The sequence below is a fragment of the Massilia sp. UYP34 genome (assembly GCF_056279385.1).
Map to the genome: position 1 here is coordinate 351,335 of NZ_JBWBRF010000003.1, position 20,765 is coordinate 372,099.

Annotated in this window: 17 protein-coding genes; 7 read left to right on the top strand and 10 right to left on the bottom strand. The window is 67.4% G+C overall.

The features are described from left to right. Nucleotides 1-73: 73 nt before the first annotated feature. Nucleotides 74-2,560 carry a tetratricopeptide repeat protein gene (locus tag ACZ9AQ_RS08245; protein WP_429203275.1) on the bottom strand — a complete coding sequence of 829 codons (2,487 nt, stop codon included), beginning with the start codon at nucleotides 2,558-2,560 and terminating at the stop codon, nucleotides 74-76. Nucleotides 2,561-2,568: 8 nt separating this feature from the next. Continuing rightward, complete coding sequence (locus tag ACZ9AQ_RS08250) at nucleotides 2,569-3,177, bottom strand: toll/interleukin-1 receptor domain-containing protein (RefSeq protein ID WP_429203276.1); 609 nt, start codon at nucleotides 3,175-3,177, stop codon at nucleotides 2,569-2,571. A gap of 176 nt (nucleotides 3,178-3,353) precedes the next feature. On the opposite strand from ACZ9AQ_RS08250, the gene ACZ9AQ_RS08255 reads away from it, so the two are divergent. After that, entirely contained in the window at nucleotides 3,354-4,328 is a 975-nt protein-coding gene (locus ACZ9AQ_RS08255) for an NADPH:quinone oxidoreductase family protein (RefSeq protein ID WP_429203277.1), read from the top strand. 8 nt (nucleotides 4,329-4,336) lie between these two features. Here the strand turns inward: ACZ9AQ_RS08255 and ACZ9AQ_RS08260 are convergent, their stop codons facing one another. Then, a complete protein-coding gene (locus ACZ9AQ_RS08260) occupies nucleotides 4,337-6,415 on the bottom strand; it encodes a DNA repair helicase YoaA (protein ID WP_429203278.1) in 2,079 nt (692 codons plus the stop codon). Between the two features lie 34 nt (nucleotides 6,416-6,449). Beyond that, nucleotides 6,450-6,650 (bottom strand): YdcH family protein, encoded by a 201-nt coding sequence (locus tag ACZ9AQ_RS08265; protein ID WP_005666222.1) that lies wholly within the window; start codon nucleotides 6,648-6,650, stop codon nucleotides 6,450-6,452. Nucleotides 6,651-6,856: 206 nt separating this feature from the next. On the opposite strand from ACZ9AQ_RS08265, the gene ACZ9AQ_RS08270 reads away from it, so the two are divergent. Continuing rightward, entirely contained in the window at nucleotides 6,857-7,654 is a 798-nt protein-coding gene (locus tag ACZ9AQ_RS08270) for a PP2C family protein-serine/threonine phosphatase (protein ID WP_429203279.1), read from the top strand. Nucleotides 7,655-7,825: 171 nt separating this feature from the next. Here ACZ9AQ_RS08270 and ACZ9AQ_RS08275 read toward each other — a convergent pair whose 3' ends face one another. From ACZ9AQ_RS08275 to ACZ9AQ_RS08300, 6 genes are all read right to left on the bottom strand, one after another. Then, nucleotides 7,826-8,539, bottom strand: coding sequence for a hypothetical protein (locus tag ACZ9AQ_RS08275; RefSeq protein ID WP_429203280.1), 714 nt, complete (start codon nucleotides 8,537-8,539; stop codon nucleotides 7,826-7,828). 14 nt (nucleotides 8,540-8,553) lie between these two features. Next, on the bottom strand, nucleotides 8,554-9,651 hold the full coding sequence (gene zapE / locus ACZ9AQ_RS08280) for a cell division protein ZapE (protein ID WP_429203281.1): 1,098 nt from the start codon (nucleotides 9,649-9,651) through the stop codon (nucleotides 8,554-8,556). A 163-nt stretch (nucleotides 9,652-9,814) separates the two neighbouring features. Then, nucleotides 9,815-11,251, bottom strand: a complete 1,437-nt coding sequence (lpdA, locus tag ACZ9AQ_RS08285) for a dihydrolipoyl dehydrogenase (RefSeq protein ID WP_429203282.1) — start codon at nucleotides 11,249-11,251, stop codon at nucleotides 9,815-9,817. A 15-nt stretch (nucleotides 11,252-11,266) separates the two neighbouring features. Beyond that, a complete protein-coding gene (locus ACZ9AQ_RS08290) occupies nucleotides 11,267-11,635 on the bottom strand; it encodes a PspC domain-containing protein (RefSeq protein WP_429203283.1) in 369 nt (122 codons plus the stop codon). 69 nt (nucleotides 11,636-11,704) lie between these two features. Next, nucleotides 11,705-12,973: a 2-oxoglutarate dehydrogenase complex dihydrolipoyllysine-residue succinyltransferase gene (gene odhB / locus ACZ9AQ_RS08295; RefSeq protein ID WP_429203284.1), complete on the bottom strand. Its 1,269-nt coding sequence runs from the start codon at nucleotides 12,971-12,973 to the stop codon at nucleotides 11,705-11,707. A gap of 83 nt (nucleotides 12,974-13,056) precedes the next feature. Then, nucleotides 13,057-15,912, bottom strand: coding sequence for a 2-oxoglutarate dehydrogenase E1 component (locus ACZ9AQ_RS08300; protein ID WP_429203285.1), 2,856 nt, complete (start codon nucleotides 15,910-15,912; stop codon nucleotides 13,057-13,059). Between the two features lie 309 nt (nucleotides 15,913-16,221). Between ACZ9AQ_RS08300 and ACZ9AQ_RS08305 the strand changes: the two genes are divergently transcribed. The 5 genes from ACZ9AQ_RS08305 to ACZ9AQ_RS08325 are packed head-to-tail and all read left to right on the top strand — an operon-like array spanning nucleotide 16,222 to nucleotide 20,713. Then, nucleotides 16,222-16,959 (top strand): PepSY-associated TM helix domain-containing protein, encoded by a 738-nt coding sequence (locus ACZ9AQ_RS08305; protein WP_429203286.1) that lies wholly within the window; start codon nucleotides 16,222-16,224, stop codon nucleotides 16,957-16,959. A gap of 40 nt (nucleotides 16,960-16,999) precedes the next feature. Continuing rightward, complete coding sequence (locus ACZ9AQ_RS08310; protein ID WP_429203287.1) at nucleotides 17,000-17,512, top strand: DUF2271 domain-containing protein; 513 nt, start codon at nucleotides 17,000-17,002, stop codon at nucleotides 17,510-17,512. A gap of 29 nt (nucleotides 17,513-17,541) precedes the next feature. Then, a complete protein-coding gene (locus ACZ9AQ_RS08315; protein WP_429203288.1) occupies nucleotides 17,542-18,357 on the top strand; it encodes a DUF4198 domain-containing protein in 816 nt (271 codons plus the stop codon). A gap of 5 nt (nucleotides 18,358-18,362) precedes the next feature. Next, nucleotides 18,363-19,373, top strand: coding sequence for an FAD:protein FMN transferase (locus ACZ9AQ_RS08320; protein ID WP_429203289.1), 1,011 nt, complete (start codon nucleotides 18,363-18,365; stop codon nucleotides 19,371-19,373). After that, nucleotides 19,370-20,713, top strand: a complete 1,344-nt coding sequence (locus tag ACZ9AQ_RS08325) for a sulfite reductase subunit alpha (protein WP_429203290.1) — start codon at nucleotides 19,370-19,372, stop codon at nucleotides 20,711-20,713. The genes ACZ9AQ_RS08320 and ACZ9AQ_RS08325 overlap by 4 nt, the downstream gene beginning before the upstream one ends. Nucleotides 20,714-20,765: the final 52 nt, after the last annotated feature.

Here is a 20,765-nt window from a genome sequence, read left to right on the forward strand (position 1 = left end):
GAACGGGCGCCGGTGCAAGCACTCGCCCGGAGCGGCGCCGGGCGTCAATGCCGGCGCAGAGCGCGCCGCGCTTTCAGCGCATCGTCATCGGATTGTCGCGCGCCGCCTCGATCAAGGCGCCTTCGAGCAGCGACACTTCGTCCTGGGTGAAGGACAGCAGCGCGTCCTTGTCGCCCTCTTGCAGATAGACCTGCTTGATCATGGCGGCGCCGCGCCGACGCAGCGGATGGGAGGCGCTGGGCTTGAGCACCGAGGTGCGCAGGCTGTCGGCCAGCGCCCTGGCTTCTTCGGGACTGCGGCTGTCGATCAGGTTCTGCAGCTCGGTGAGCTTGTGGCCCAGGTTGTCGGCCGCCTGACTGGTTTCGGCGTGCTCGCGCGATGCCGGCAATTCATGATGGCCGTGCGCCGCAATGCCGTTCGCCGCAGTCGACGACGATGGCATGCCGTGCGCCACGTAGTCCGGCGACAGGCTGGCGCCGGATGCCCCGGCCTGTGCCCGCATTTGCCCTGCCTGCGCCGGCGCGGCATCGGGCGGCGCGCCTTCGACTTCACGCAGGTGCTGGCGCAGCTCGGCCACCTGTTCGCGCAGGCGGCGCGCGGCTTCGGCCTCGCCCTGCTGGCCCAGGGTCGAGGCCAGCCGCAGCTGCATATTGAGCGTTTCAGGATGGCCAGCCCCCAGGTGCCGCTCGCGGGTGCGCGCCAGCGATTCCTGGATGCTGCGTACCGCCGCCAGGTCGCCCTGGGCAGCCAGGATCTCGGCCAGCGCCTCGCGCGCCGACAGCGTGCCGGCGGCGTCCAGGCCATCGTGCCGCTCGTAGGCCCGCAACACCGATTCGAGCATGCGGCGCGCGTTGCCCAGTTCGCCCGTCTCGCCCAGCAGCAGCGCCAGCCGCTGGCCGCAGCGCAGGGTGTCGGCATGCTCGCTGCCCTGGCGCCGGCGACGCGCGTCGAGCACCCGCTCGACCACGATCCGGGCGCGTCCGAATTCGCGCTGCTGCACCAGACTGTGCGCCAGGTCTTCGAGGCAGTCGAGCGTGCACGGGTGTTCGGCGCCGAGCGCGCGTTCGCTGGTGGAGACCACCTGCTCGTGCAGCGCCAGCGCCCGCTCGCCCTCGCCCAGCGCGGCCAGCACCCGCGCCAGCTGCGAGCGCGCCGCCAGCGTCTCGGGCGCTTCAAGGCCGGCCTTGCGCGCGCAGGACTGGACCAGCAGGTCGTAGTGGCGGCGCGCCTCTGGCAACGCGCCGCCGTCGAGCAGGAGCGCGGCCAGCGCGGCGCGGCCCTGGCGCGTGGCCGCATGGTCGTCGCCGAGCAGGCGCTCGCGCAGGGCCAGGCTTTCTTCGAGACAGGCGCGGGCCTCGTCGCGGCGCCGCTCGCGGCGGCACAGCTCGCCCAGGCGGCCGAGGTGTTCGGCCAGCGACGGCGAGCCGATCTCGTCGCCACTGGCCTGACGGCGCGCCTGTGCGACCGCGGCGCGCAGGCGCACTTCGGCCAGCGACTGCCAGGGGAAGCGCCCCGGCGCCAGCCACTCGGCGAGCAGCGCGGCATGGCGCGCCAGCGCCCGGCGGTCGCCGGCCGGGCCGGCGGTGGACAAGGCGTCGGCCAGCGCCAGCTGGGTCTCGTCGAACCAGCTGTCGAGATTGACGCGCGACCAGCCATAGCTGGCGCGCAGCAACGCCTCGAAGCGCGGCTGGTAACCCGGGCCCTGGCGCGCATCGCCGCGTCGCCAGCGTGCGTGCGGATCGCTGCGCGCGCCGTCGGCCGAGCAGGCCAGCGGATAGAGCAGCAGCGGACGCTGTTCTTCTTCATGGGTGCAGCGGTAATCGATTGCACGCCGCAGCACGCCTTCGATGCCTTCGATGCTGCCCGGCGCCGGCGTGAACAGGCCCACCAGGCGGTCGGGCACCAGGGTCGAGCACACGCTGACGGCGGCCGAGCGCCCGGCCGCGGTGGCGACCAGCACGTGGCCGAAATGCTGCGCCAGGCGCGCCGCGAAGCGGCGGAACAGCGCGGGACAGGCGTCGAACAGGGCTGCGTAATCGAGCCGGCCCGCGCGTTCGGCATAGCTGTCGTCGAAGCGTCCGGCGCGCAGCAGGTACAGCGGGCGGCGCCCGTCGGCGCGTTCGAGATAGGCCTGCCAGCCGACGCCGTCGATCACGCGGTCGGCCAGCTCCTCGCCGCGGCCGGCGGTGTTGCGCAGCCGCGCGCGGCAGGCCTCGAAGAACTCGAGCAGCCCGGGCCGGGCCGGGTCGTCCGCGTCGTCGCCGGCGGCATGCGCGACCGGAGGCGCCGCCGGGTGGGCGGGCGCCGGCCCGGCGCCATGCAGGGCGACAGGCGGGCCGGCAAACGGTTCATCGGCCGGCGCCGCGAAGTGGCGGTGCAGCGCCGGCGCCTCGAGATCCCAGTCGATCACCAGCACCGGCGCCTCGGCGTCCCCACCCGCCAGCTGCAGCGCCAGCGCCGCCAGCACGGCATTGCGCGCCGCGCCGCCCTCGTAGGCATAGAAGCTCGTCACCGCGCCCGGCATGGCCAGCGGCTGGAGCGAGATACCTTGTTGGTCCATATGGCTCCTCATTCTTTTGGAAACGTAAGTTCTGGAACATCGCGCCATTCGGGTGGGACAGCGGGAAGCACGAATTGGTTGCAGTCGTGGTCGAGCGGCACATGCTTTTTTTGACATGCGTAGTGGGCTGCGATCCGCTTGACCATCTTGTCAATGTCTGGCAAGAAGTCTGGATTCGACATCAGGTCGGGCGTGGCCATCGTGTAGTGCGAGAAATCGACGTAGAAGCGCGCGTCGCTGATCTGGGGCGGCAGCGATTCGGGGTGGCGCGTCATGACGACCGGGATGATCAGGCGGCTCGGCAGCGCATACCACCTGGCGCGCTCGGCCTCGATCAGGCGCATGGCCTCGTACTCGCGCCGCGTGTAGGCGTGGGCCTCGTACTTGGGCGTGTAGATGAGGATCATGCAGACGCTTTCGCACATCGCGCGTGCGATCTTGCGGTCGAGGTCGTCGCCGCCGCCCAGCTGCTCGGTATCGATAAACAGTTCGTTTTCGTTGTCGAAGTAAGGTTCGAGATAGCAGCGCAGGGCGTCGGCCAGGGCCGACTTGAAGCGCTGCATCAGCGCGTGTCGGCCGTGGGCGTAACTGAAGAAACAACCGTAACGGATTGCCATGCTTGTCCTCTGGTCCTGGCGCGCGCGGCGCCCGCATCTCAAGACTCTAGCGCGCGGTCCCCTGCCGGCTTTGCGGACGGACAAGCGGACACAGGCCTTGCGGACGAAGATTCGCTCTCTTTCTTAGGGCATAATTCGCCCCGCCAATAACTCCGCTAATAGACTGTGAGGAAGCAATGAAAGCCGTACGCTGCACCGCTTGGGGACCGCCAGACAGCCTGGTGCTCGAGGACCTGCCGGCGCCGGTCGCCGGTCCCGACGACGTCGTGGTGGACGTGAAGGCGGCCGGCGTCAACTTCCCCGACGTGCTGACGGTCCAGGGCAAGTACCAGGTGCGTCCTCCCCTTCCCTTCACGCCGGGCAACGAGTTCGCGGGCGTGGTGCGCGCCGTCGGCGCCGGCGTGCGCGACCTCGTTCCCGGCCAGCGCGTGATCGGCTTCACCCGCACCGGCGCGTTCGCCGAGCAGGCCGTGGCGCCAGGCAGCGCCTTCCTCCCCATGCCGGACGATATGGACTTCGAGGTCGCGGCCGCGATCACGCTCACCTACGGCACCGCGTACCATGCGGTCGCCGACCGCGGCGCCTTGCAGGCCGGCGAGACCATGCTGGTGCTGGGCGCTGCCGGCGGCGTCGGCCTGGCCGCGATCGAGATCGGCAAGGCCCTCGGCGCGCGCGTGATCGCGGCCGCGTCCAGCGACGAGAAACTGGCGGCGTGCAAGGCGCACGGGGCCGACGTGCTGATCGATTACGAGGCAGGGGACTTGCGCGAAGCGATCCGCGCCGCCACCGATGGCCACGGCCCGGACGTCGTCTTCGACCCGGTGGGCGGCAAGTACAGCGAACCGGCGCTGCGCTCGATCGCCTGGCGCGGGCGCCACCTGGTGGTGGGCTTCGCGGCCGGCGAGATCCCGCGCCTGCCGTGGAACCTGATGCTGTTGAAGGGGGCGTCGGTGGTGGGCGTGTTCTGGGGCGACTTCACGCGCAAGGAACGGGACGCGCACCTGGCGGCGATGCGGCGCATCACCGGCTGGATCGCCGCAGGAACCCTGAAACCACTGGTCTCGCGGCGCTATCGGCTGGCCGACACCGCGCAGGCATTGAACGACATGGCGGCGCGCAAGGTCATCGGCAAGGTCGTGATCGTGCCCTGACGCGCCGCTCAGGCCGCGCTCTCGTCCGCCTGTTCGAGCGGGCGGAAGAACTGGATGACTTCTTCCTGCACCCGGGTGCGCTTGAACGACGGCAGGCTCTGCCAGATGCGGCGGCCATAGGGCTTGGTGATGATGCGCGGATCGCAGATCATCAGCACGCCGCGGTCGTCGACGTCGCGGATCAGGCGCCCGGCGCCCTGCTTGAGGGTGATGATCGCCTCGGGCAGCTGGTGGTGCATGAAGCCATTCATGCCCTGCTTTTCCATCACCTCGATGCGCGCGGCCAGCACCGGATCGTCGGGCGGCGCGAACGGCAGCTTGTCGATGATCACCAGCGACAGCGCCTCGCCGCGCACGTCGACGCCTTCCCAGAAACTCTGGCTGCCGACCAGCACCGCGTTGCCGGCATTGCGGAAGGAATCGAGCAGCTCGGTACGGCCACGCTCGCCCTGCACGAGCAACGGGAAATCCCAGCCGCGCTCGGCGAATTCAACGCGCAGGCGCTCGGCCACCTTGTTGACGGCGCGAATCGTCGTGCACAGGAAGAAGGTGCGGCCGCCGGCCGCCTCGATCACCGGCAAGGCGGCATCGACCACGGCGTCGGTGTACACGGCCGCTTGCGGCTCCGGCAAGCCGGTCGGCACGTACAGGATGCCCTGGTTCTGGTAATCGAACGGGCTGGGCCAGGTCTTGGCCGGCTCGCCCGTCAGTCCCAGCTGGTCGGAAAAGTGCTTGAAGTCGTTCTTCACCGCCAGCGTGGCCGAGGTGAAGATCCAGCTGCGCGGCGTGCCCTCGCGCTGGCTGGCGAAGATCGGCGCGATCGACAGCGGCGTCTTGTGCAGTTGCAGCGAGGACGAGAAAGCCTCGGCCCACAGCACCGCCTGCTCGTTGGCCGGCGCCTTGTGGTCGGGCTTCCACGCCTCGAAGGCGGCGGCCAGCTCGTGCGCGCGCAGGCGGCAGGCTTCGATCGTCTCGGCGCGCGCGGCGTTTTCTTCCAGCACCGTGATCATGCCGGCGATTTCTTCCTTCAGTTTTTCCAGCGCCGGGAAGAACTGCGAACTTGGCATGATCTGCGGCAGCGACAGGCGCAGGTTGCCGTCGCCAAACGACAGGCGCAGGTCGCGCGCCGCCTTCTCGACCACGGTCACCACCTTGGCCCAGTCCGGGCCGCCGCGCGCATGGGCCAGGCCCTCGGCCAGCACGTCGCGGCACAGTTCCAGCACTTGCGAGGTCGAGATCGACTGGCCGAAGAACAGGGTCGCGACGTCGGGCAACTGGTGCGCCTCGTCGAAGATGATGGTATTGGCCGACGGCAGCAGCTCGGCCACGCCGGTATCCTTCAGCGCCACGTCGGCGAAGAACAGGTGGTGGTTGACCACCACCACGTCGGCCTGCTGCGCTTCCCGGCGCGCCTTCATCACGAAGCAATCCTGGTAGTACTGGCACTCGGCGCCCATGCAGGTGTCGCGGGTCGACGTGACCAGGTTCCACACGGTGGCGGTCTCGGGCACCTTGGCCAGCTCGGCCTTGTCGCCCGAGCTCGTCATCTTGATGAAGCGCGAGATCTCGCGCAGGTGACCGACGTCGTCGCGCGAGGTCAGGCGCCCGTTCTGCAGGGTGCGCTCGAGGTGGAAATGGCAGACGTAGTTCGAGCGGCCCTTGAGCAGGGCGACCGAGACCGGCGCGCGCAGGGCGGCGCGCACGGTCGGGATATCGCGCAGGAACAATTGATCTTGCAAGTTCTTGGTGCCGGTCGAGACGATGGTCTTGCCGCCCCACAGCAGCGCCGGCACCAGGTAGGCGAAGGTCTTGCCCGTGCCTGTGCCGGCCTCGGCCATGAGCACTTGCTGGTCGGCGATGGCCTGGGCCACGGCCTTGGCCATTTCGGTCTGCGACTGGCGCGGCTTGAAGGTGCCGACGGCGGGCGCGAGCGGGCCGCCCGCACCGAACAGGCGATCGACGTCGGCGTCATACTTGCCTGCGGGCGCCTGGGTTGCCGACGCTGCGACGACGTCGGCAGCGTCGGCCCCGGTCGGCGCGGCGGCGAGGCCGGAGCCAACGGGAGATTCGGGTAGGTGGTCGGTCAAAATACGTGGGTCTGTTGTGCCTGAAGGCAATGCATCAGGCGGGGATATCGGGTACCAGCTGCATCTTCAGCAGCGTAATATGATCTTTGAGCTGCAGTTTACGCTTCTTGAGGCGGCGCAGTTGTAACTGGTCGGCATGACCGTCCGCCGTCAACAGGGAGATCACGGCGTCGAGGTCGCGGTGTTCCACATCGAGTTCGATAATACGGCGCTGGATGTCCTGGACGTCGGTCATGTTTACTGTTCCAAACAGTTCAGTGAAAAATGCGGTTGCGGGAAAAAAATGGCGGGCAGCGCCGGCCGGGCGCGGCGCGCCGGGGCTTGCCATGTTGTTGCTACGAGATAAACTTGCAAGCAGATGGCTTCTCAGTGCATAGTTTAATCGAGGCGGAGGTTGCCGCCAACAAAGATTGGCGTTAGCGTCCTGGAAAACACGGATTTATGACTTCTTACAAGATCGAAGCGGGCACCGCGCAACATATCGGGAACCGCCCCCAGCAGAGCGACCGCGCCGCCCTGTTCACCGGCGCCCGCGCGCCCGGCTACGTGCTCGCGGTGCTGTCGGACGGGGTCGCCAGCCCGGCCGGGGCCGACCAGGTGCTGCACACGGCGCGCCAGGTCTTCGACGAATTCAAACCCGGCGACGGTCCCGGCATCGAGCGCCTGGCCCGACTGCTGCACGAGATGATCAGCGAGACCCACACGGTGATCAAGATGAACGCCGTGGCCACGCAGACCGAGATCCACGCCAGCTTCGTCGGCCTGGTGATCAGCCCGCACGGCGAGGCGGTCTGGGCCCATGTGGGCGATTCGCGCCTGTACCGCTTCGAGCACGGCAAGTGCGTGGTGCGCACGGGCGACACCGCCTACGTCGAGCACCTGGTCGCCAGCGACCGCCTGCCGCCGGAAGCGGCGCGCAACCACCGCCGTTCCAAGCTCCTGCTCAACGTATTGGGTAACAGCCGCAAGGAGCCCTTCGTCACGACCGGCAGCCATAGCGGGCTGGCGGCGGGCGACAGCTTCTTGCTGTGCTCGGACGGCCTGTGGCATTTCTTCACCGACGCCGAGCTGGCGGCCGTGACCGCCAGGACGACGCCGCGCCAGGCCTCCGAAATGCTCATCAACAAGGCCACCGAGCGCTCGCAAGGCAAGGGCGGCAATTGCACCATGGCCATCGTGAAACTGGTCAAGCCGGCGCAGGACGGGTCGTTCGCAGGGCCAAGATCGCCGTCGGCGTGAACAACGAACCGACCTGAACAGGCGCGAGTTCCCCCTCCCTGCTGCCCAGGCACGTCATTCCCGCGCAGGCGGGAATCCAAGCCTGCTCGCACGACGGCTACGTTCGACCTTGTGGCCGCGCATGCGAATGAGGTTCCCGCCTGCGCGGGAACGACGTACTTAAGCTAAGGGCTAGTTCGTCGGCGCCGGCTGGTTGCCGTTGGCGCGCCTGGCTTCGTCGGCCGCGCGCTCGGCCGCCTTGGCTTCGCGTTCGGCCACGCGGCGCGCCACTTCCTTCTGGCGTTCTTGCGATTTGCGGCGACGCTCTTCATAGGCCGCGACATTGGCCGCGCGCTCGGCGGCTTCCTGCTCGGCGTTCGCCGTGCTTTCCTGGGCCCGCTGCTGGCCGCGCACCACGCGCGAGTCGCCCGACCTGGCGCGCGGCGGCGCGGCGGCGGCCGGTTTTTTCGCCGGCGGCGCGGCGGCGGCCGGTTTCTTCACCGGCGGCGGCTCGGCGGCCAGCCTGGCTTCTTCTTGCGCATAGGCGGCATCGGCTTCGGCGATCGCCCTGTCGCGCTCCTCGACCTTCAGGCGGCGCAGGTAGTGCGAGGCCTCGATCTCGATCGCACGCTGCGTCGCCAGGGCCGCGCGCCGCACTTCGCGCGCTTCGTCCAGGCAGCGATTGACGAAGAATTTCTCGTAGCAAACCACCTCGCGCTCGGCAAAGCGGGCCTCGATCGCGGCGCGTTCCGAGGCGACCGTGGCCAGGCGCTGTTCGGCCTGTTCGGGCGACGTCGTGGGCGCCGGCGGCGCCTCCTGCAGCGCCAGCTCGGGGCCCGCGCAAGCCGCCAGCAACAGGGTCAATGCAGCCACTGCGGCGGCGCGCAGCATCGGTTGTCTTCTCATGGTGTTCCTTTCGATCATGCAATGGCGTCGGCCGCGCCGCGCCGTTCGGCGAGCAGGTACTCGCGCGACTGCATCTCGATGATACGCGATACGGTGCGGTGGAATTCGTTCGCCAGCTGGCCCTTGGTGTAGAGCTCTTCCGGTTCGACCGCGGCCGACATGATCAGCTTGACCTTGTGGTCGTAGAACACGTCGATCAGCCAGGTGAAACGGCGCGCCTCGGACGACTGGGCGGCCGACATCGCCGGGATGCCGGACAGGATCACGGTATGGAACTGGCTGGCCAGTTCCAGGTAGTCGTTCTGCGAGCGCGGGCCGCCGCACAGGGTGGCGAAGTCGAACCAGATCACGCCGCCGGCGCGGCGCAGCGCGCGGATCTCGCGCTTTTCGATATAGACCACCGGCGACTCGTCGGCGGTATCGGCCACCCTGGCGTAGGCGTCGCGCAGCGCCTTGTCGGACGCCGCATCGAGCGGCATGTAATAGGCCTCCACCTGGGCCAAAGCGCGCTTGCGGTAGTCATTGCCGGCATCGACGTTCAGCACATCCAGTTTCTCCTGCAATAGCGCGATGGTAGGCAGCATGCGGTCGCGGTGCAGTCCGTCCGGATACAGGGTCGACGGTTCGTAGTTCGAAGTCATCACGAAGCTCACGCCGTTGTCGAACAGGGCCTTGAGCAGGTTGTACAGGATCATCGCGTCGGCGATGTCCGACACGTGGAACTCGTCGAAGCAGATCAGGCGGTATTTCCTGGCGATGCGCTTGGCCACTTCGTCGAGCGGATCGGCCACGCCCTTGAGCTCATCGAGCTGGCCATGCACGGCGCGCATGAACTCGTGGAAGTGCAGGCGCGTCTTGCGCACCACCGGCACCACCAGGTAGAACGAATCCATCAGGAAGGATTTGCCGCGCCCTACCCCGCCCCACATGTACACGCCCCTGGGCACGTCGGGACGGTTGATCAGGCGCTTGAAAGCGGACGACCGCTGGGCCTTGTAATGGACCCAGTCGTCGTACGCCTGTTGCAGGCGGTCGACCGCCATCTGCTGCGCCGGGTCGGACTTGAAGCCGCGCTCGTTCAGCGCGTGCTGGTAATACTCTTGGACGTTCATATGGGAGTTGCCAAAAGTAGGGTGGACGGGTCCCCCGTCCACGCGTTCAACGAACGGCGTGGCGCCACGATGGTGACCATGCCCGCGCGGGTTGAACGCGTGGACGGCGGAGCCGTCCACCCTACGATTTGCCGGCGCCGGAGCGCCAGCCGATTTCGCTTTATTAGAAGTTCAGCGAACGCTTGTCCACCGCCAGCGCGGCTTCCTTGGTCGCTTCCGACAGCGACGGGTGCGCGTGGCAGATGCGGGCGATGTCTTCCGACGACGCCTTGAACTCCATCGCGACCACGGCTTCCGAAATCAGCTCGGAGGCCATCGGGCCGACGATGTGCACGCCCAGGATTTCATCGGTCGTGGCGTCGGCCAGGAACTTGACCATGCCCGAGGTGTCGCCCAGCGCGCGCGCACGGCCGTTGGCCATGAACGGGAAGGTGCCGGCCTTGTACTGCACGCCTTCGGCCTTCAGCTGCTGCTCGGTCTTGCCGACCCATGCGATTTCCGGCGAGGTGTAGATCACCCAGGGAATCGTGTTGAAATTGACGTGGCCGTGCTGGCCAGCGATGCGCTCGGCAACCGCCACGCCTTCTTCTTCGGCCTTGTGCGCCAGCATCGGGCCGCGCACGACATCGCCCACCGCCCACACGCCCGGCAGGCTGGTGCGGCATTCGTCGTCGACCACCACGAAGCCGCGCTCATCCAACTGCAGGCCCACGGTCTCGATGCCGAGACCATTGGTGTTCGGCACGCGGCCGATCGAGATGATCAGGCGGTCGAAAGTGGCCGTCGAGGAAGCGCCGGTCGCATCCGCGTATTCCACGGTGACGTCGTTGGCGCCCTTGGTGATCGCACCGATCTTGCAGCCCAGGTTGATCTTCAGGCCCTGCTTGGTAAACAGCTTGTGCGCTTCCTTGGCGATCTGCTCGTCGACCGCGCCCAGGAAAGTCGGCAGGCCTTCCAGCACCGTGACGTCGGCGCCGACACGGCGCCACACGCTGCCCATTTCCAGGCCGATGACGCCGGCGCCGATCACGCCGAGCTTGCCCGGCACGGCGTCGATCGCCAGGGCGCCGGTGTTCGACAGGATCAGTTTCTCGTCGAATTCCGCGCCCGGCAGCTGGCGTGCGTTCGAACCGGTCGCGACGACCACGTTTTTCGCCGTGATGGTGTCGGTGGTCGGGCCGCTGACGTTGATGGTGTAGCCCGCATCGCCCTCCGCCTTGCCGGCGAACGCGCCGCGGCCGTGGAAGAAGGTGACCTTGTTCTTCTTGAACAGGAACAGGATGCCGTCGTTGTTCTGCTTGACGATGGTGTCCTTGCGCTTGAGCATGGTGCCCAGGTCGAGCTCCAGGCCCGAGACCTTGATGCCGTGGTCGGCGAAGGCGTGGCCGGCGTGCTCGAAGTGTTCCGACGATTGCAGCAGCGCCTTGGACGGGATGCAGCCGACGTTGGTGCAGGTGCCGCCCGGGGCAGGCTTGCCGGCGGCGGTGCTCCACTCGTCGATGCAGGCGGTCTTGAAGCCCAGCTGGGCCGCGCGGATGGCGGCGATGTAGCCGCCAGGACCGCCGCCGATCACGACGACGTCAAATTGTTTATCGCTCATTACTTTGATTCCTCTTTATTCTTCCGGAACGAATACCCACAACAGCAGGTAGATCAGGATGCCGAAGCCGAACGTCAGGACGAACAGCACGAAGATCAGGCGCCAGACCCACGATTCGAGACCGTAGGTGCGCGCCAGGCCGCCGCACACGCCGCCCAGCCAGCGGTCGATCCGCGAGCGGCGCAGGCCGCTCAGCAGGTCGTCGCGGTGCCGGTCGAACGAAATCCGCTCGCTGGCCGGCGGCTCCCTGAAGGTCGGCTCTTTAGTGAGACTCACGGTCGACGCACCCGACAGGATGCGCGCCTTGGCCTGCTCGAATTCGGCATCCGACAGCGCGCCGGCCTGGTGCAGCTCGTGCAGCCGCTTGATTTCGTCTGACAGCATGGCGTTCTCCGGCAAACAGCAAGCCGGCGCCGCGGTTCGATCACCGACGCGGCGCCGGCACGGGGTGGATTACAGGTCCAGCAGCAGGCGGGCCGGATCTTCCAGCGCGTCCTTCATCGCGACCAGGCCCAGCACGGCTTCGCGGCCGTCGATGATGCGGTGGTCGTACGACATTGCCAGGTAGTTCATCGGACGGATGACGATCTGGCCGTTCTCGACGACGGCGCGGTCCTTGGTCGCGTGCACGCCCAGGATCGCCGACTGCGGCGGGTTGATGATCGGGGTCGACAGCATCGAGCCGAACACGCCGCCGTTCGAGATCGAGAAGGTACCGCCCGACAGGTCGTCCAGGGTCAGCTTGCCGTCCTTGGCTTTCTGGCCGAACTCACCGATCTTCTTCTCGATCTCGGCGATCGACATCTGGTCGGCGTTGCGCAGGATCGGCACCACCAGGCCGCGTGGCGAACCGACGGCGATGCCGATGTCGAAGTAGCCGTGGTAGATGATGTCGTTGCCGTCGACCGAGGCGTTCAGGATCGGGTACTTCTTCAGCGCGGCAACGGCGGCCTTGACGAAGAAGGACATGAAGCCCAGCTTGACGCCGTGCTCTTTCTCGAACTTGTCCTTGTACTTGTTACGCAGGTCCATGACCGGCGCCATGTTCACTTCGTTGAAGGTGGTCAGGATGGCGTTGGTCGATTGCGACTGCAGCAGGCGCTCGGCGATACGGGCGCGCAGGCGGCTCATCGGCACGCGCTCTTCCGGACGGTCGCCCAGGCTGGCTGGCGCCGGAGCGGCGACTTGCTGCAGGGCTGCTTTTGGCGCGGCGGCAGGTGCGGCGGCAGGTGCGGCGGCCGGCTTGCCGGCGACAGCAGCCAGGGCGTCGCCCTTGGTCACGCGGCCATCGCGGCCCGAGCCTTCGACGTTCGACGCGCTCATGTTGTTGTCGGCCAGGATCTTGGCGGCGGCCGGCATGGCCACACCCGCTTTCGACTGGTCAGCCGCCGGCGCGCTCGCCGCTGGTGCGGCCGAGATCGATGCGTTCGGCGCCGCCGATGGAATGGCCTTGACCGAGATCGGGCTGGTCTGGGCCGATGCTTCGGTATCGATGACCGCGATGACTTCGCCAGCGACGACGGTATCGCCGTCGGCTTTGAGCAGCTGCACGATCACGCCGGCGCTCGGCGCCGGCAGTTCCAGGACCACCTTGTCGGTCTCGATGTCGATCATGTTTTCGTCGCGCGAGACGGATTCGCCGACTTTCTTGTGCCACGACAGCAGGGTTGCTTCAGCAACGGATTCCGACAGAACAGGTACCTTGACTTCGATTTGTGCCATTTTCTAAAACTCCAGTAATTATTCTTTGCAAGTACCCCCACGCACGGAACGTGGGGGTCGTGGTTTTACCCTATCTGACGAGATTACTTCGTCAGAATGAAACCCTTGAGCTTCGAGAACGCGGTTTCGAGCAGTTCCTTTTGCTGGGCGATGTGCTTGTCCGCATACCCCACCGCCGGCGAAGCCGACGCGGCGCGACCGGCGTAGGCCAGGCGCTGGCCATCTTCCATGCCTTCGAAGATGTTGTGCTGGATCTGGAACCATGGCCCCTGGTTCTGCGGCTCGTCCTGCGCCCAGACCACTTCGGTCGCGTTCGGGAACTTCTTCAGTTCGGCGGCGAACGACTTGTGCGGGAACGGGTACATCTGCTCGATACGGATGATCGCGGTGTCGGCGCTGTTGCGCGTCTTGCGTGCATTGACCAGGTCGAAATAGACCTTGCCCGAGCACACGACCACGCGCTTGACCTTGCCTGCATCGACCTTGTCGTCGCATTCGCCGATGACGGTCTGGAAACCGCCCTTGGTCAGGTCGGTCAGCGGCGAACCGGCATCCTTGTTACGCAGCAGCGACTTCGGCGTGAAGATCACCAACGGCTTCCTGAACTGGCGCACCATCTGGCGGCGCAGCAGGTGGAAGATCTGGGCCGCCGTGGTCGGCTGCACCACTTGCATATTGTTGTCGGCGCACAGCTGCAGGAAGCGCTCGATACGGGCCGACGAGTGCTCCGGACCCTGGCCTTCGTAGCCGTGCGGCAGCATCATGACCAGACCCGAGGCGCGGCCCCACTTCACTTCGCCCGAGGCGATGAACTGGTCGATGACGACTTGCGCGCCGTTGACGAAGTCGCCGAACTGGGCTTCCCAGATGGTCAGGGTGTTCGGTTCGGCGGTCGAGAAGCCGTATTCGAAGCCCAGCACCGCTTCTTCGGACAGCACCGAGTCGATCACGGTGAAGTCGGCCTGGTTGTCGGAGACATTGGCCAGCGGCAGGTAGATGCCCTGGTCCCAGCGCTCGCGGTTCTGGTCGTGCAGCACGGCGTGGCGGTGCACGAAGGTGCCGCGGCCGGCGTCCTGGCCCGACAGGCGGATCGCGTAGCCCGAGGCCAGCAGCGAGGCGAAGGCCAGGTGCTCGCCCATGCCCCAGTCGAGGTTGACCTCGCCGCGGCCCATGGCGGCACGGTCGGCCAGCACTTTTTCGACCAGCGAATGTGGCTTGAACCCTTCAGGCACCTTGGTGATGCGTTCGGCCAGGCGCTTCAGTTCGGTGACCGGCACGGCGGTGTCGGCGGCGTCGGTCCACTTCTTGTTCAGGAACGGCGCCCAGTCGACGGCGTACTTGCCCTTGAAGTTGGTCAGCACCGGATCGACCGTGTGCTTGCCGGCGTCCATGGCGTCGCGGTAGGCCGCGACCAGCTTGTCGCCGCCATCGGCTTCGATCGTGCCCTGCGCGGCCAGCTTCTCGGCGTACAGCTTGCGGGTGCCCGGGTGCTTGGCGATCTTCTTGTACATCAGCGGCTGGGTCAGCGCCGGCGTGTCCTGCTCGTTGTGGCCCAGCTTGCGGTAGCAGATGATGTCGACCACGACGTCCTTGCCGAACTCGGCGCGGTAGTCGAGGGCGATCTGACTGGCCAGCACCACGGCTTCAGGATCGTCCGCGTTCACGTGCAGCACCGGCGCCTCGATCATCTTGACGACGTCCGAGCAGTACAGGGTCGAACGCGCGTCGCGCGGATCCGAGGTGGTGAAGCCGATCTGGTTGTTGATGACGATGTGGACGGTGCCGCCGGTGCCGTAGCCGCGGGTCTGCGCCAGGTTCAGGGTTTCCATGACCACGCCCTGGCCGGCGAACGCGGCGTCGCCGTGCACCAGGATCGGCAGCACTTCCTTGCCCTTCTTGTCGCCGCGACGCATCATGCGCGCCTTGACCGAGCCTTCGACGACCGGGTTGACGATCTCGAGGTGAGATGGGTTAAAAGCAAGTGACAGGTGGACCGGACCGCCCGGGGTCGAGATGTCGCTCGAGAAGCCCTGGTGGTACTTCACGTCGCCGGCCGGCAGGTCGTCGGCGTGCTTGCCTTCGAATTCTTCGAACAGGTCGGCCGGGCTCTTGCCCAAGGTATTGACCAGGACGTTCAGGCGGCCGCGGTGGGCCATGCCGATCACGATTTCCTGGATGCCTTTTTCACCGGCGCGCTGGATCACTTCGTCGATCGAGGCTATGAACGACTCGCCGCCTTCCAGCGAGAAGCGCTTGGCGCCGACGTACTTGGTGTGCAGGTAGCGTTCCAGGCCTTCGGCCGCGGTCAGGCGCTCGAGGATGTGCTTCTTCTTCTCGGCGCTGAAGGTCGGGGTCGAGCGGATCGATTCCAGGCGCTCTTGCAGCCAGCGCTTTTCGGTCGGGTCGCTGATGTACATGAACTCGGCGCCGATCGAACGGGTGTACGTATCGCGCAGCATGTTCAGGATATCGCGCAGCGGCGCGGTTTCCTGGCCAAAATACGTGTTGCTGATATTGAAGACGGTGTCGAGGTCGGCTTCGGTGAAGCCGTAGAAGGCGGGGTCGAGTTCCGGCAGGGGTGGACGTTCCTGGCGCTGCAGCGGATCCAGGTTGGCCCAGCGCGAGCCGAGGTAGCGGTAGGCGGCGGTGATCTGGGTGACGGCGACGCGCTTGCGGCCCAGTTCTGAGTCGGCCGAAGCGACGACGGTACGGATCGGGCCCTGCTTGGCGCGTTCCGCGAACGAGGCCACCACCGAGGAGTGCACCACATCGGGGCGGTTCGAGCCGTCGACTGCCGGCACGTGCTGCATCTGGTCGAAATAGGCGCGCCAGTTTTCGGGCACCGAGGTCGGGTTGTCCAGATAGGCCTCGTACAACTCTTCCACGTACGGGGCATTGCCGCCGAACAGGTAGGAGTTGGCGTTAGATTGTTGCATCATTCTTGCTCACCTTTCTTTTCGCGCTTCGCGAGGTTTGGGCGGGTTGTTTAAAACCTTCCGCGACACGGCCTGACCGGTTAGCGGATTGCACTTCAAGACATCAAGTTGTGGGGGAAGGACTGTTCGGTACCAAAATACTTGTGCAAAATCCTGCCAATTTGCGCATATTATTGTAACGCATGATCTCGGCCGAGGCAGATTCTGGCCCAAGAAATTATTTATTTCAAAATGTATGTTCCGGCGTGGTGATTTCAGCAACTATTTCACTGCCGGGTTGACCGTGTAAATGATAATCGTTATCATTTGCTGATGTCTTCATCCGCGCCTCCCCTCGACCATCAACCCGGGCCTGCCCCCGAGGCCGCGCCCGCGCCTGCCGCCACCGCCGCATTCGTGACGCCTGCCAGCCCCGCGGCCGGCAGCGGCTTGCCCGGCGCCGGCCGCGCCATGTGGCTCAAGCAGCTGCATCAGTGGCACTGGATCAGTTCGGCCATCTGCCTGATGGCCATGCTGCTGTTCAGCTTTACCGGCCTGACCCTGAACAACGCCACCCTGGTCGAGGCCAGGCCCGTGGTCACGCGCCTGAAGGCGACCCTCCCCGAGCCGCTGCGGGCCCAGTTGCAGGCCTATGCGGAAGACCACGTCGACGCCGAAGTGCCGCTGCCGAGCGAGATCGCGGACTGGACCAATGGCGCCTTCCCGGTCGACGTGCGCGGCAAGCGCGCCGAATGGAGCGAGGAAGACGCCTACGTCGCCCTGCCCCGCCCCGGCGGCGACGCCTGGCTGCGCATCGCCGTCGACGGCAGCGCCGAATTCGAGCGGACCGACCGCGGCTGGATCTCCTGGCTCAACGACATGCACAAGGGGCGCAACACGGGCGCGGCCTGGAGCTGGTTCATCGACCTCTTCGCCGTGGCCTGCGTGGTGTTCTGCATCACCGGTTTCCTGATCCTGAAGTACCACGCGGCCAAGCGGCCGTCGACCTGGCCGGTGGTCGGTTTCGGCGTCGTGCTGCCGATCGTGCTGGCCCTCCTGTTCGTTCACTGAGTTTTGCCCACCGCCCCATCAACCTGAGAGAAGACCAAGAATGAAACTGTCTTATTCGCTCGCCCTTGCCCTCCCGCTCGCGTCGGGCTCGGCCATGGGCGCCGACCTGTCGGTCAAGTTCGAACTGCCGCAGCTGAACGTGGCCGAGTACCACAAGCCCTACGTCGCGATCTGGATCGAGCATGCCGACCAGAGCATCGCTTCCAACCTGGCCGTGCTGTACGACGTCAAGATGAAGGACAAGGGCGGCGAGAAATGGGTCAAGGACTTGCGCACCTGGTGGCGCAAGGCGGGCCGCGACGCCACCCTGCCGATCGACGGCGTCAGCGGCGCCACCCGCGCGCCCGGCGCCCACACCATGAAGTTCAACGGCGCCAGGCACGGCATCGACAAGCTGCCGGCCGGCGACTACAAGCTGGTGGTCGAAGCGGCGCGCGAGGCGGGCGGACGCGAAGTGGTCAAGGTGCCGTTCACCTGGGCCGGCAAGGGCAAGCTGGCGGCGAACGCGGCCGGCAAGGAAGAACTGGGCGCCGTCTCGCTCCAGATCCAGTAACGACCAATACACACAATCAGGAGAACCACATGCTGCAGAACAAACTTTACCGAGCCGCCATCGTCGGCCTGATGCTCGCCGGCGCCTCGATGACGGCCCAGGCCCACCGCGCCTGGATCCTGCCGAATACCGCCATGGTCGATTCGAAGGAAGCCTGGGTCACGATCGATGCCGCGATCTCGAACGAGGTGTTCGAGTTCAACCACCACCCGCTGCGCCTGGACAACCTGATGGTCACCGATCCGGACGGCGTGCAGGCCAGGGCCGAAGGCGCCGTGGTTGGCAAATACCGCAGCACGCTCGACCTGCGCCTGCCGAAGGACGGCACCTATCGCCTGGCCATCGTCAACAACAACCTGACGGGCAGCTACAAGCTGAACGGCGAGACCAAGCGCTTCCGCGGCGTCGCCGGCAGCCCGGCGGTCGCGATCCCCGCCGGCGCCACCGACGTGCAGACCACCGCCGTCCACTCGCGCAACGAGACCTTCGTCTCGGCCAACAAGCTCAGCGAGACTGCCCTGAAGCCGGTCGGCGAAGGCCTGGAAATGATCCCGCTGACCAATCCGTCCGACCTGCGCGTCGGCGAGCCGATCCGCGTGCGCTTTCACCTCGACGGCAAGCCGGTCGCCAACCTGCCGTTCAGCATCGTGCAGGGCACCGTCAAGTACCGTGGCGCCTCGGGCGAGCAGCGCTTGAACACCGACGCCAACGGCGAAGCGTCGTTCACGGTGCCGGCGGCGAACATGTACTGGCTCAGCGCCGGCTTCCCGTTCGGCGACAGCAAGCCGCAGCCGGGCGCCAGGCGCTACAGCTACGCGGCCACCCTCGAAGTCCTGCCGCAATAAGCCCGATGCGCGACGTTCTCGTTCCGCTGCAGGTCGACATGGCGCTGCCGCCCGGCGGCAGCACCTTGTACACGACTTCGGGCACGGCGATGGGCACCGGCTGGTCGGCGCGGCTGATGCTGCCGCCCGGCGCCGACGGCGCCGCCCTGACGCTTGCCCTGCGGCGCGAACTGGACGAGATCGTCGCGCAGATGAGCCACTGGGAGCCCGACTCCCTCCTGTCGCGCTACAACCATGCCCCGGCCGGCAGCTGGCATGCGCTGCCGCCGCAATGCTTCGACGTCGCCGACTACGCGCTGCGGGTTCACGACGACAGCGGCGGCGCCTACGATCCGGCCGGCGGGCAACTGGTGAACCTGTGGGGGTTCGGCGCCACCCGGCGGTACGACCAGGCCGGCTTTCATGCGCCGGACGCGGCCGCGATCGGCGCCGTGCTGGCGCAGCGCGGCGCCCGTCAACCGCTGCTCGACCGCGCCACGCGCCGCCTGCTGCAGCCGGGCGGCGCCCTCCTCGATTTTTCTTCCGTCGCCAAGGGCTATGCGGTCGACTGCATGGCGCGCTGCCTCGAGCAGCGCAGCGTGCGCCACTACGTGGTCGAGGCCGGCGGCGAGCTGCGCGGCGCCGGCGTCAAGGCCAATGGCGAACCGTGGTGGGTGGAAATCGAGGCGGTGCCGGATGCCGGGGGATCCGCCACCCAGGCCGTGGTGGCGCTGCATGGCCTGGCGATCGCCACCTCGGGCGACTACCGCCGCTACTATCGACATGGCGCCCGGCGCGCCGCGCACACCCTCGATCCGCGCAGCGGCTATCCCGTGGATAACGGCCTGGCCTCGGTGACGGTGCTGGCGCCGACCTGCATGGCGGCCGATGCGCTGTCCACTGCGCTGACCGTGCTGGGTCCCGACGAAGGCCTGGCCTTCGCCGAGGCGCGCGCCATCGCGGCGCGCTTCCTGGCGCGCGCGCCTGGCGGCCTGGTCGACACCGCGTCCAGCGCCTGGCGCGCTCTATTGCAATGATGTTGACGATCGACCCGCTGCGCTGGGGCGGCGCGCTCGCGCTGTCCGCGGTCTATCTTGCCATGTGCCTCGGCATCTGGCGCAGCCGCCTGGCGCGCACCCGGTCCGGCGGCGGCGCGCCCGACTGGCTCGTGGTCCACGCCAGCCAGACCGGCAGCGCCGAATTCCTGGCCGAACGCACCGCCGCCACCCTGGCGCTGGGCGGCCTTGACGCGCGCGCCGCCTGCATGTCGCGCGTGGACGGCGCGCAGCTGGCCGCCGCCTCGCGCGTGCTGTTCGTCTGCAGCACCTATGGCGAAGGCGATGCGCCGGATACCGCCGCGCGCTTCGCCGGCCACACGATGGGCCAGGCGCCCGACCTCTCGCGGCTGCACTATGGCGTGCTGGCGCTGGGCGACGCGACGTATGCCAATTACTGCGGCTTCGGCCGCGCACTGGACGCCTGGCTGCGCGGGCGCGGCGCCACGCCGCTGTTCGACCGGATCGACGTCGACCGCGGCGCGCCCGAGGCGCTGGCGGCCTGGCAGCATCAGCTGAGCCGCCTGGCCGGCACCAGCGATGTGCCGGACTGGGATGCGCCCGCCTATGGCGAGTGGCGCATCGCCAGCCGCATCCACCTGAACCCGGGCAGCGCCGGCGCGCCGCTGTACCGCATCGCCCTCGCGCCGCGCGCCGGCCTGCTACCCGCCTGGGAAGCGGGCGACCTGGCCCAGGTCAGCGCGCCGCTCGACCCGGGCCATCCGCGCGAGTATTCGATCGCTTCGGCGCCCTGCGAAGGCCGGCTCGACCTGCTGGTGCGTTTGCAGACGCGCGCGGACGGCGCACCGGGCGCGGCCTCCGGCTGGCTGTGCGTGGGCGCGACCCCGGGCGACACGATCCGCCTGCGCGTGCGCGCCCACGCGCGCTTCCGGCTGGGAAGCAATGCCGGGCGGCCCCTGATTGCGATCGGCAACGGCAGCGGCCTGGCAGGATTGCGTTCGCTGCTCAAGGCGCGCATCGACGCCGGAATCGATCGCAACTGGCTCCTGTTCGGCGAGCGCAATGCGGCCCACGATTTCCTGTGCCGCGAGGAGCTGGAAGCCTGGCGCGCCGATGGGATGCTGACGCGGCTCGACCTGGCGTTTTCGCGTGACGAGAACAAGGCGCGCTACGTGCAGCACCTGCTGGATGGGCACCAGGAAGAACTCCGCCGCTGGGTCGTGGATGGCGCAGCCATCTATGTGTGCGGCAGCCTGCAAGGCATGGCCGGCGGCGTGCACGATGCGCTGGTGTCGGCGCTCGGCCCCGAACGGGTCGAGGCCTTGATCGCCGACGGACGCTACCGGCGCGACGTGTACTAGGAAAAAAGAGAACCGCCGGCGCTGCCGGCGGAATCGATCGACCTTGCTGTGC

Bases quoted from the DNA above. Each gene is read 5' to 3' on its own strand.
- ACZ9AQ_RS08245 (WP_429203275.1), bottom strand. From the start codon at position 2,560: ATGGACCAACAAGGTATCTCGCTCCAGCCGCTGGCCATGCCGGGCGCG.
- ACZ9AQ_RS08250 (WP_429203276.1), bottom strand. From the start codon at position 3,177: ATGGCAATCCGTTACGGTTGTTTCTTCAGTTACGCCCACGGCCGACAC.
- ACZ9AQ_RS08255 (WP_429203277.1), top strand. From the start codon at position 3,354: ATGAAAGCCGTACGCTGCACCGCTTGGGGACCGCCAGACAGCCTGGTG.
- ACZ9AQ_RS08265 (WP_005666222.1), bottom strand. From the start codon at position 6,650: ATGACCGACGTCCAGGACATCCAGCGCCGTATTATCGAACTCGATGTG.
- ACZ9AQ_RS08270 (WP_429203279.1), top strand. From the start codon at position 6,857: ATGACTTCTTACAAGATCGAAGCGGGCACCGCGCAACATATCGGGAAC.
- ACZ9AQ_RS08275 (WP_429203280.1), bottom strand. From the start codon at position 8,539: ATGAGAAGACAACCGATGCTGCGCGCCGCCGCAGTGGCTGCATTGACC.
- zapE (WP_429203281.1), bottom strand. From the start codon at position 9,651: ATGAACGTCCAAGAGTATTACCAGCACGCGCTGAACGAGCGCGGCTTC.
- lpdA (WP_429203282.1), bottom strand. From the start codon at position 11,251: ATGAGCGATAAACAATTTGACGTCGTCGTGATCGGCGGCGGTCCTGGC.
- ACZ9AQ_RS08290 (WP_429203283.1), bottom strand. From the start codon at position 11,635: ATGCTGTCAGACGAAATCAAGCGGCTGCACGAGCTGCACCAGGCCGGC.
- odhB (WP_429203284.1), bottom strand. From the start codon at position 12,973: ATGGCACAAATCGAAGTCAAGGTACCTGTTCTGTCGGAATCCGTTGCT.
- ACZ9AQ_RS08300 (WP_429203285.1), bottom strand. From the start codon at position 15,912: ATGATGCAACAATCTAACGCCAACTCCTACCTGTTCGGCGGCAATGCC.
- ACZ9AQ_RS08305 (WP_429203286.1), top strand. From the start codon at position 16,222: ATGTCTTCATCCGCGCCTCCCCTCGACCATCAACCCGGGCCTGCCCCC.
- ACZ9AQ_RS08310 (WP_429203287.1), top strand. From the start codon at position 17,000: ATGAAACTGTCTTATTCGCTCGCCCTTGCCCTCCCGCTCGCGTCGGGC.
- ACZ9AQ_RS08315 (WP_429203288.1), top strand. From the start codon at position 17,542: ATGCTGCAGAACAAACTTTACCGAGCCGCCATCGTCGGCCTGATGCTC.
- ACZ9AQ_RS08320 (WP_429203289.1), top strand. From the start codon at position 18,363: ATGCGCGACGTTCTCGTTCCGCTGCAGGTCGACATGGCGCTGCCGCCC.
- ACZ9AQ_RS08325 (WP_429203290.1), top strand. From the start codon at position 19,370: ATGATGTTGACGATCGACCCGCTGCGCTGGGGCGGCGCGCTCGCGCTG.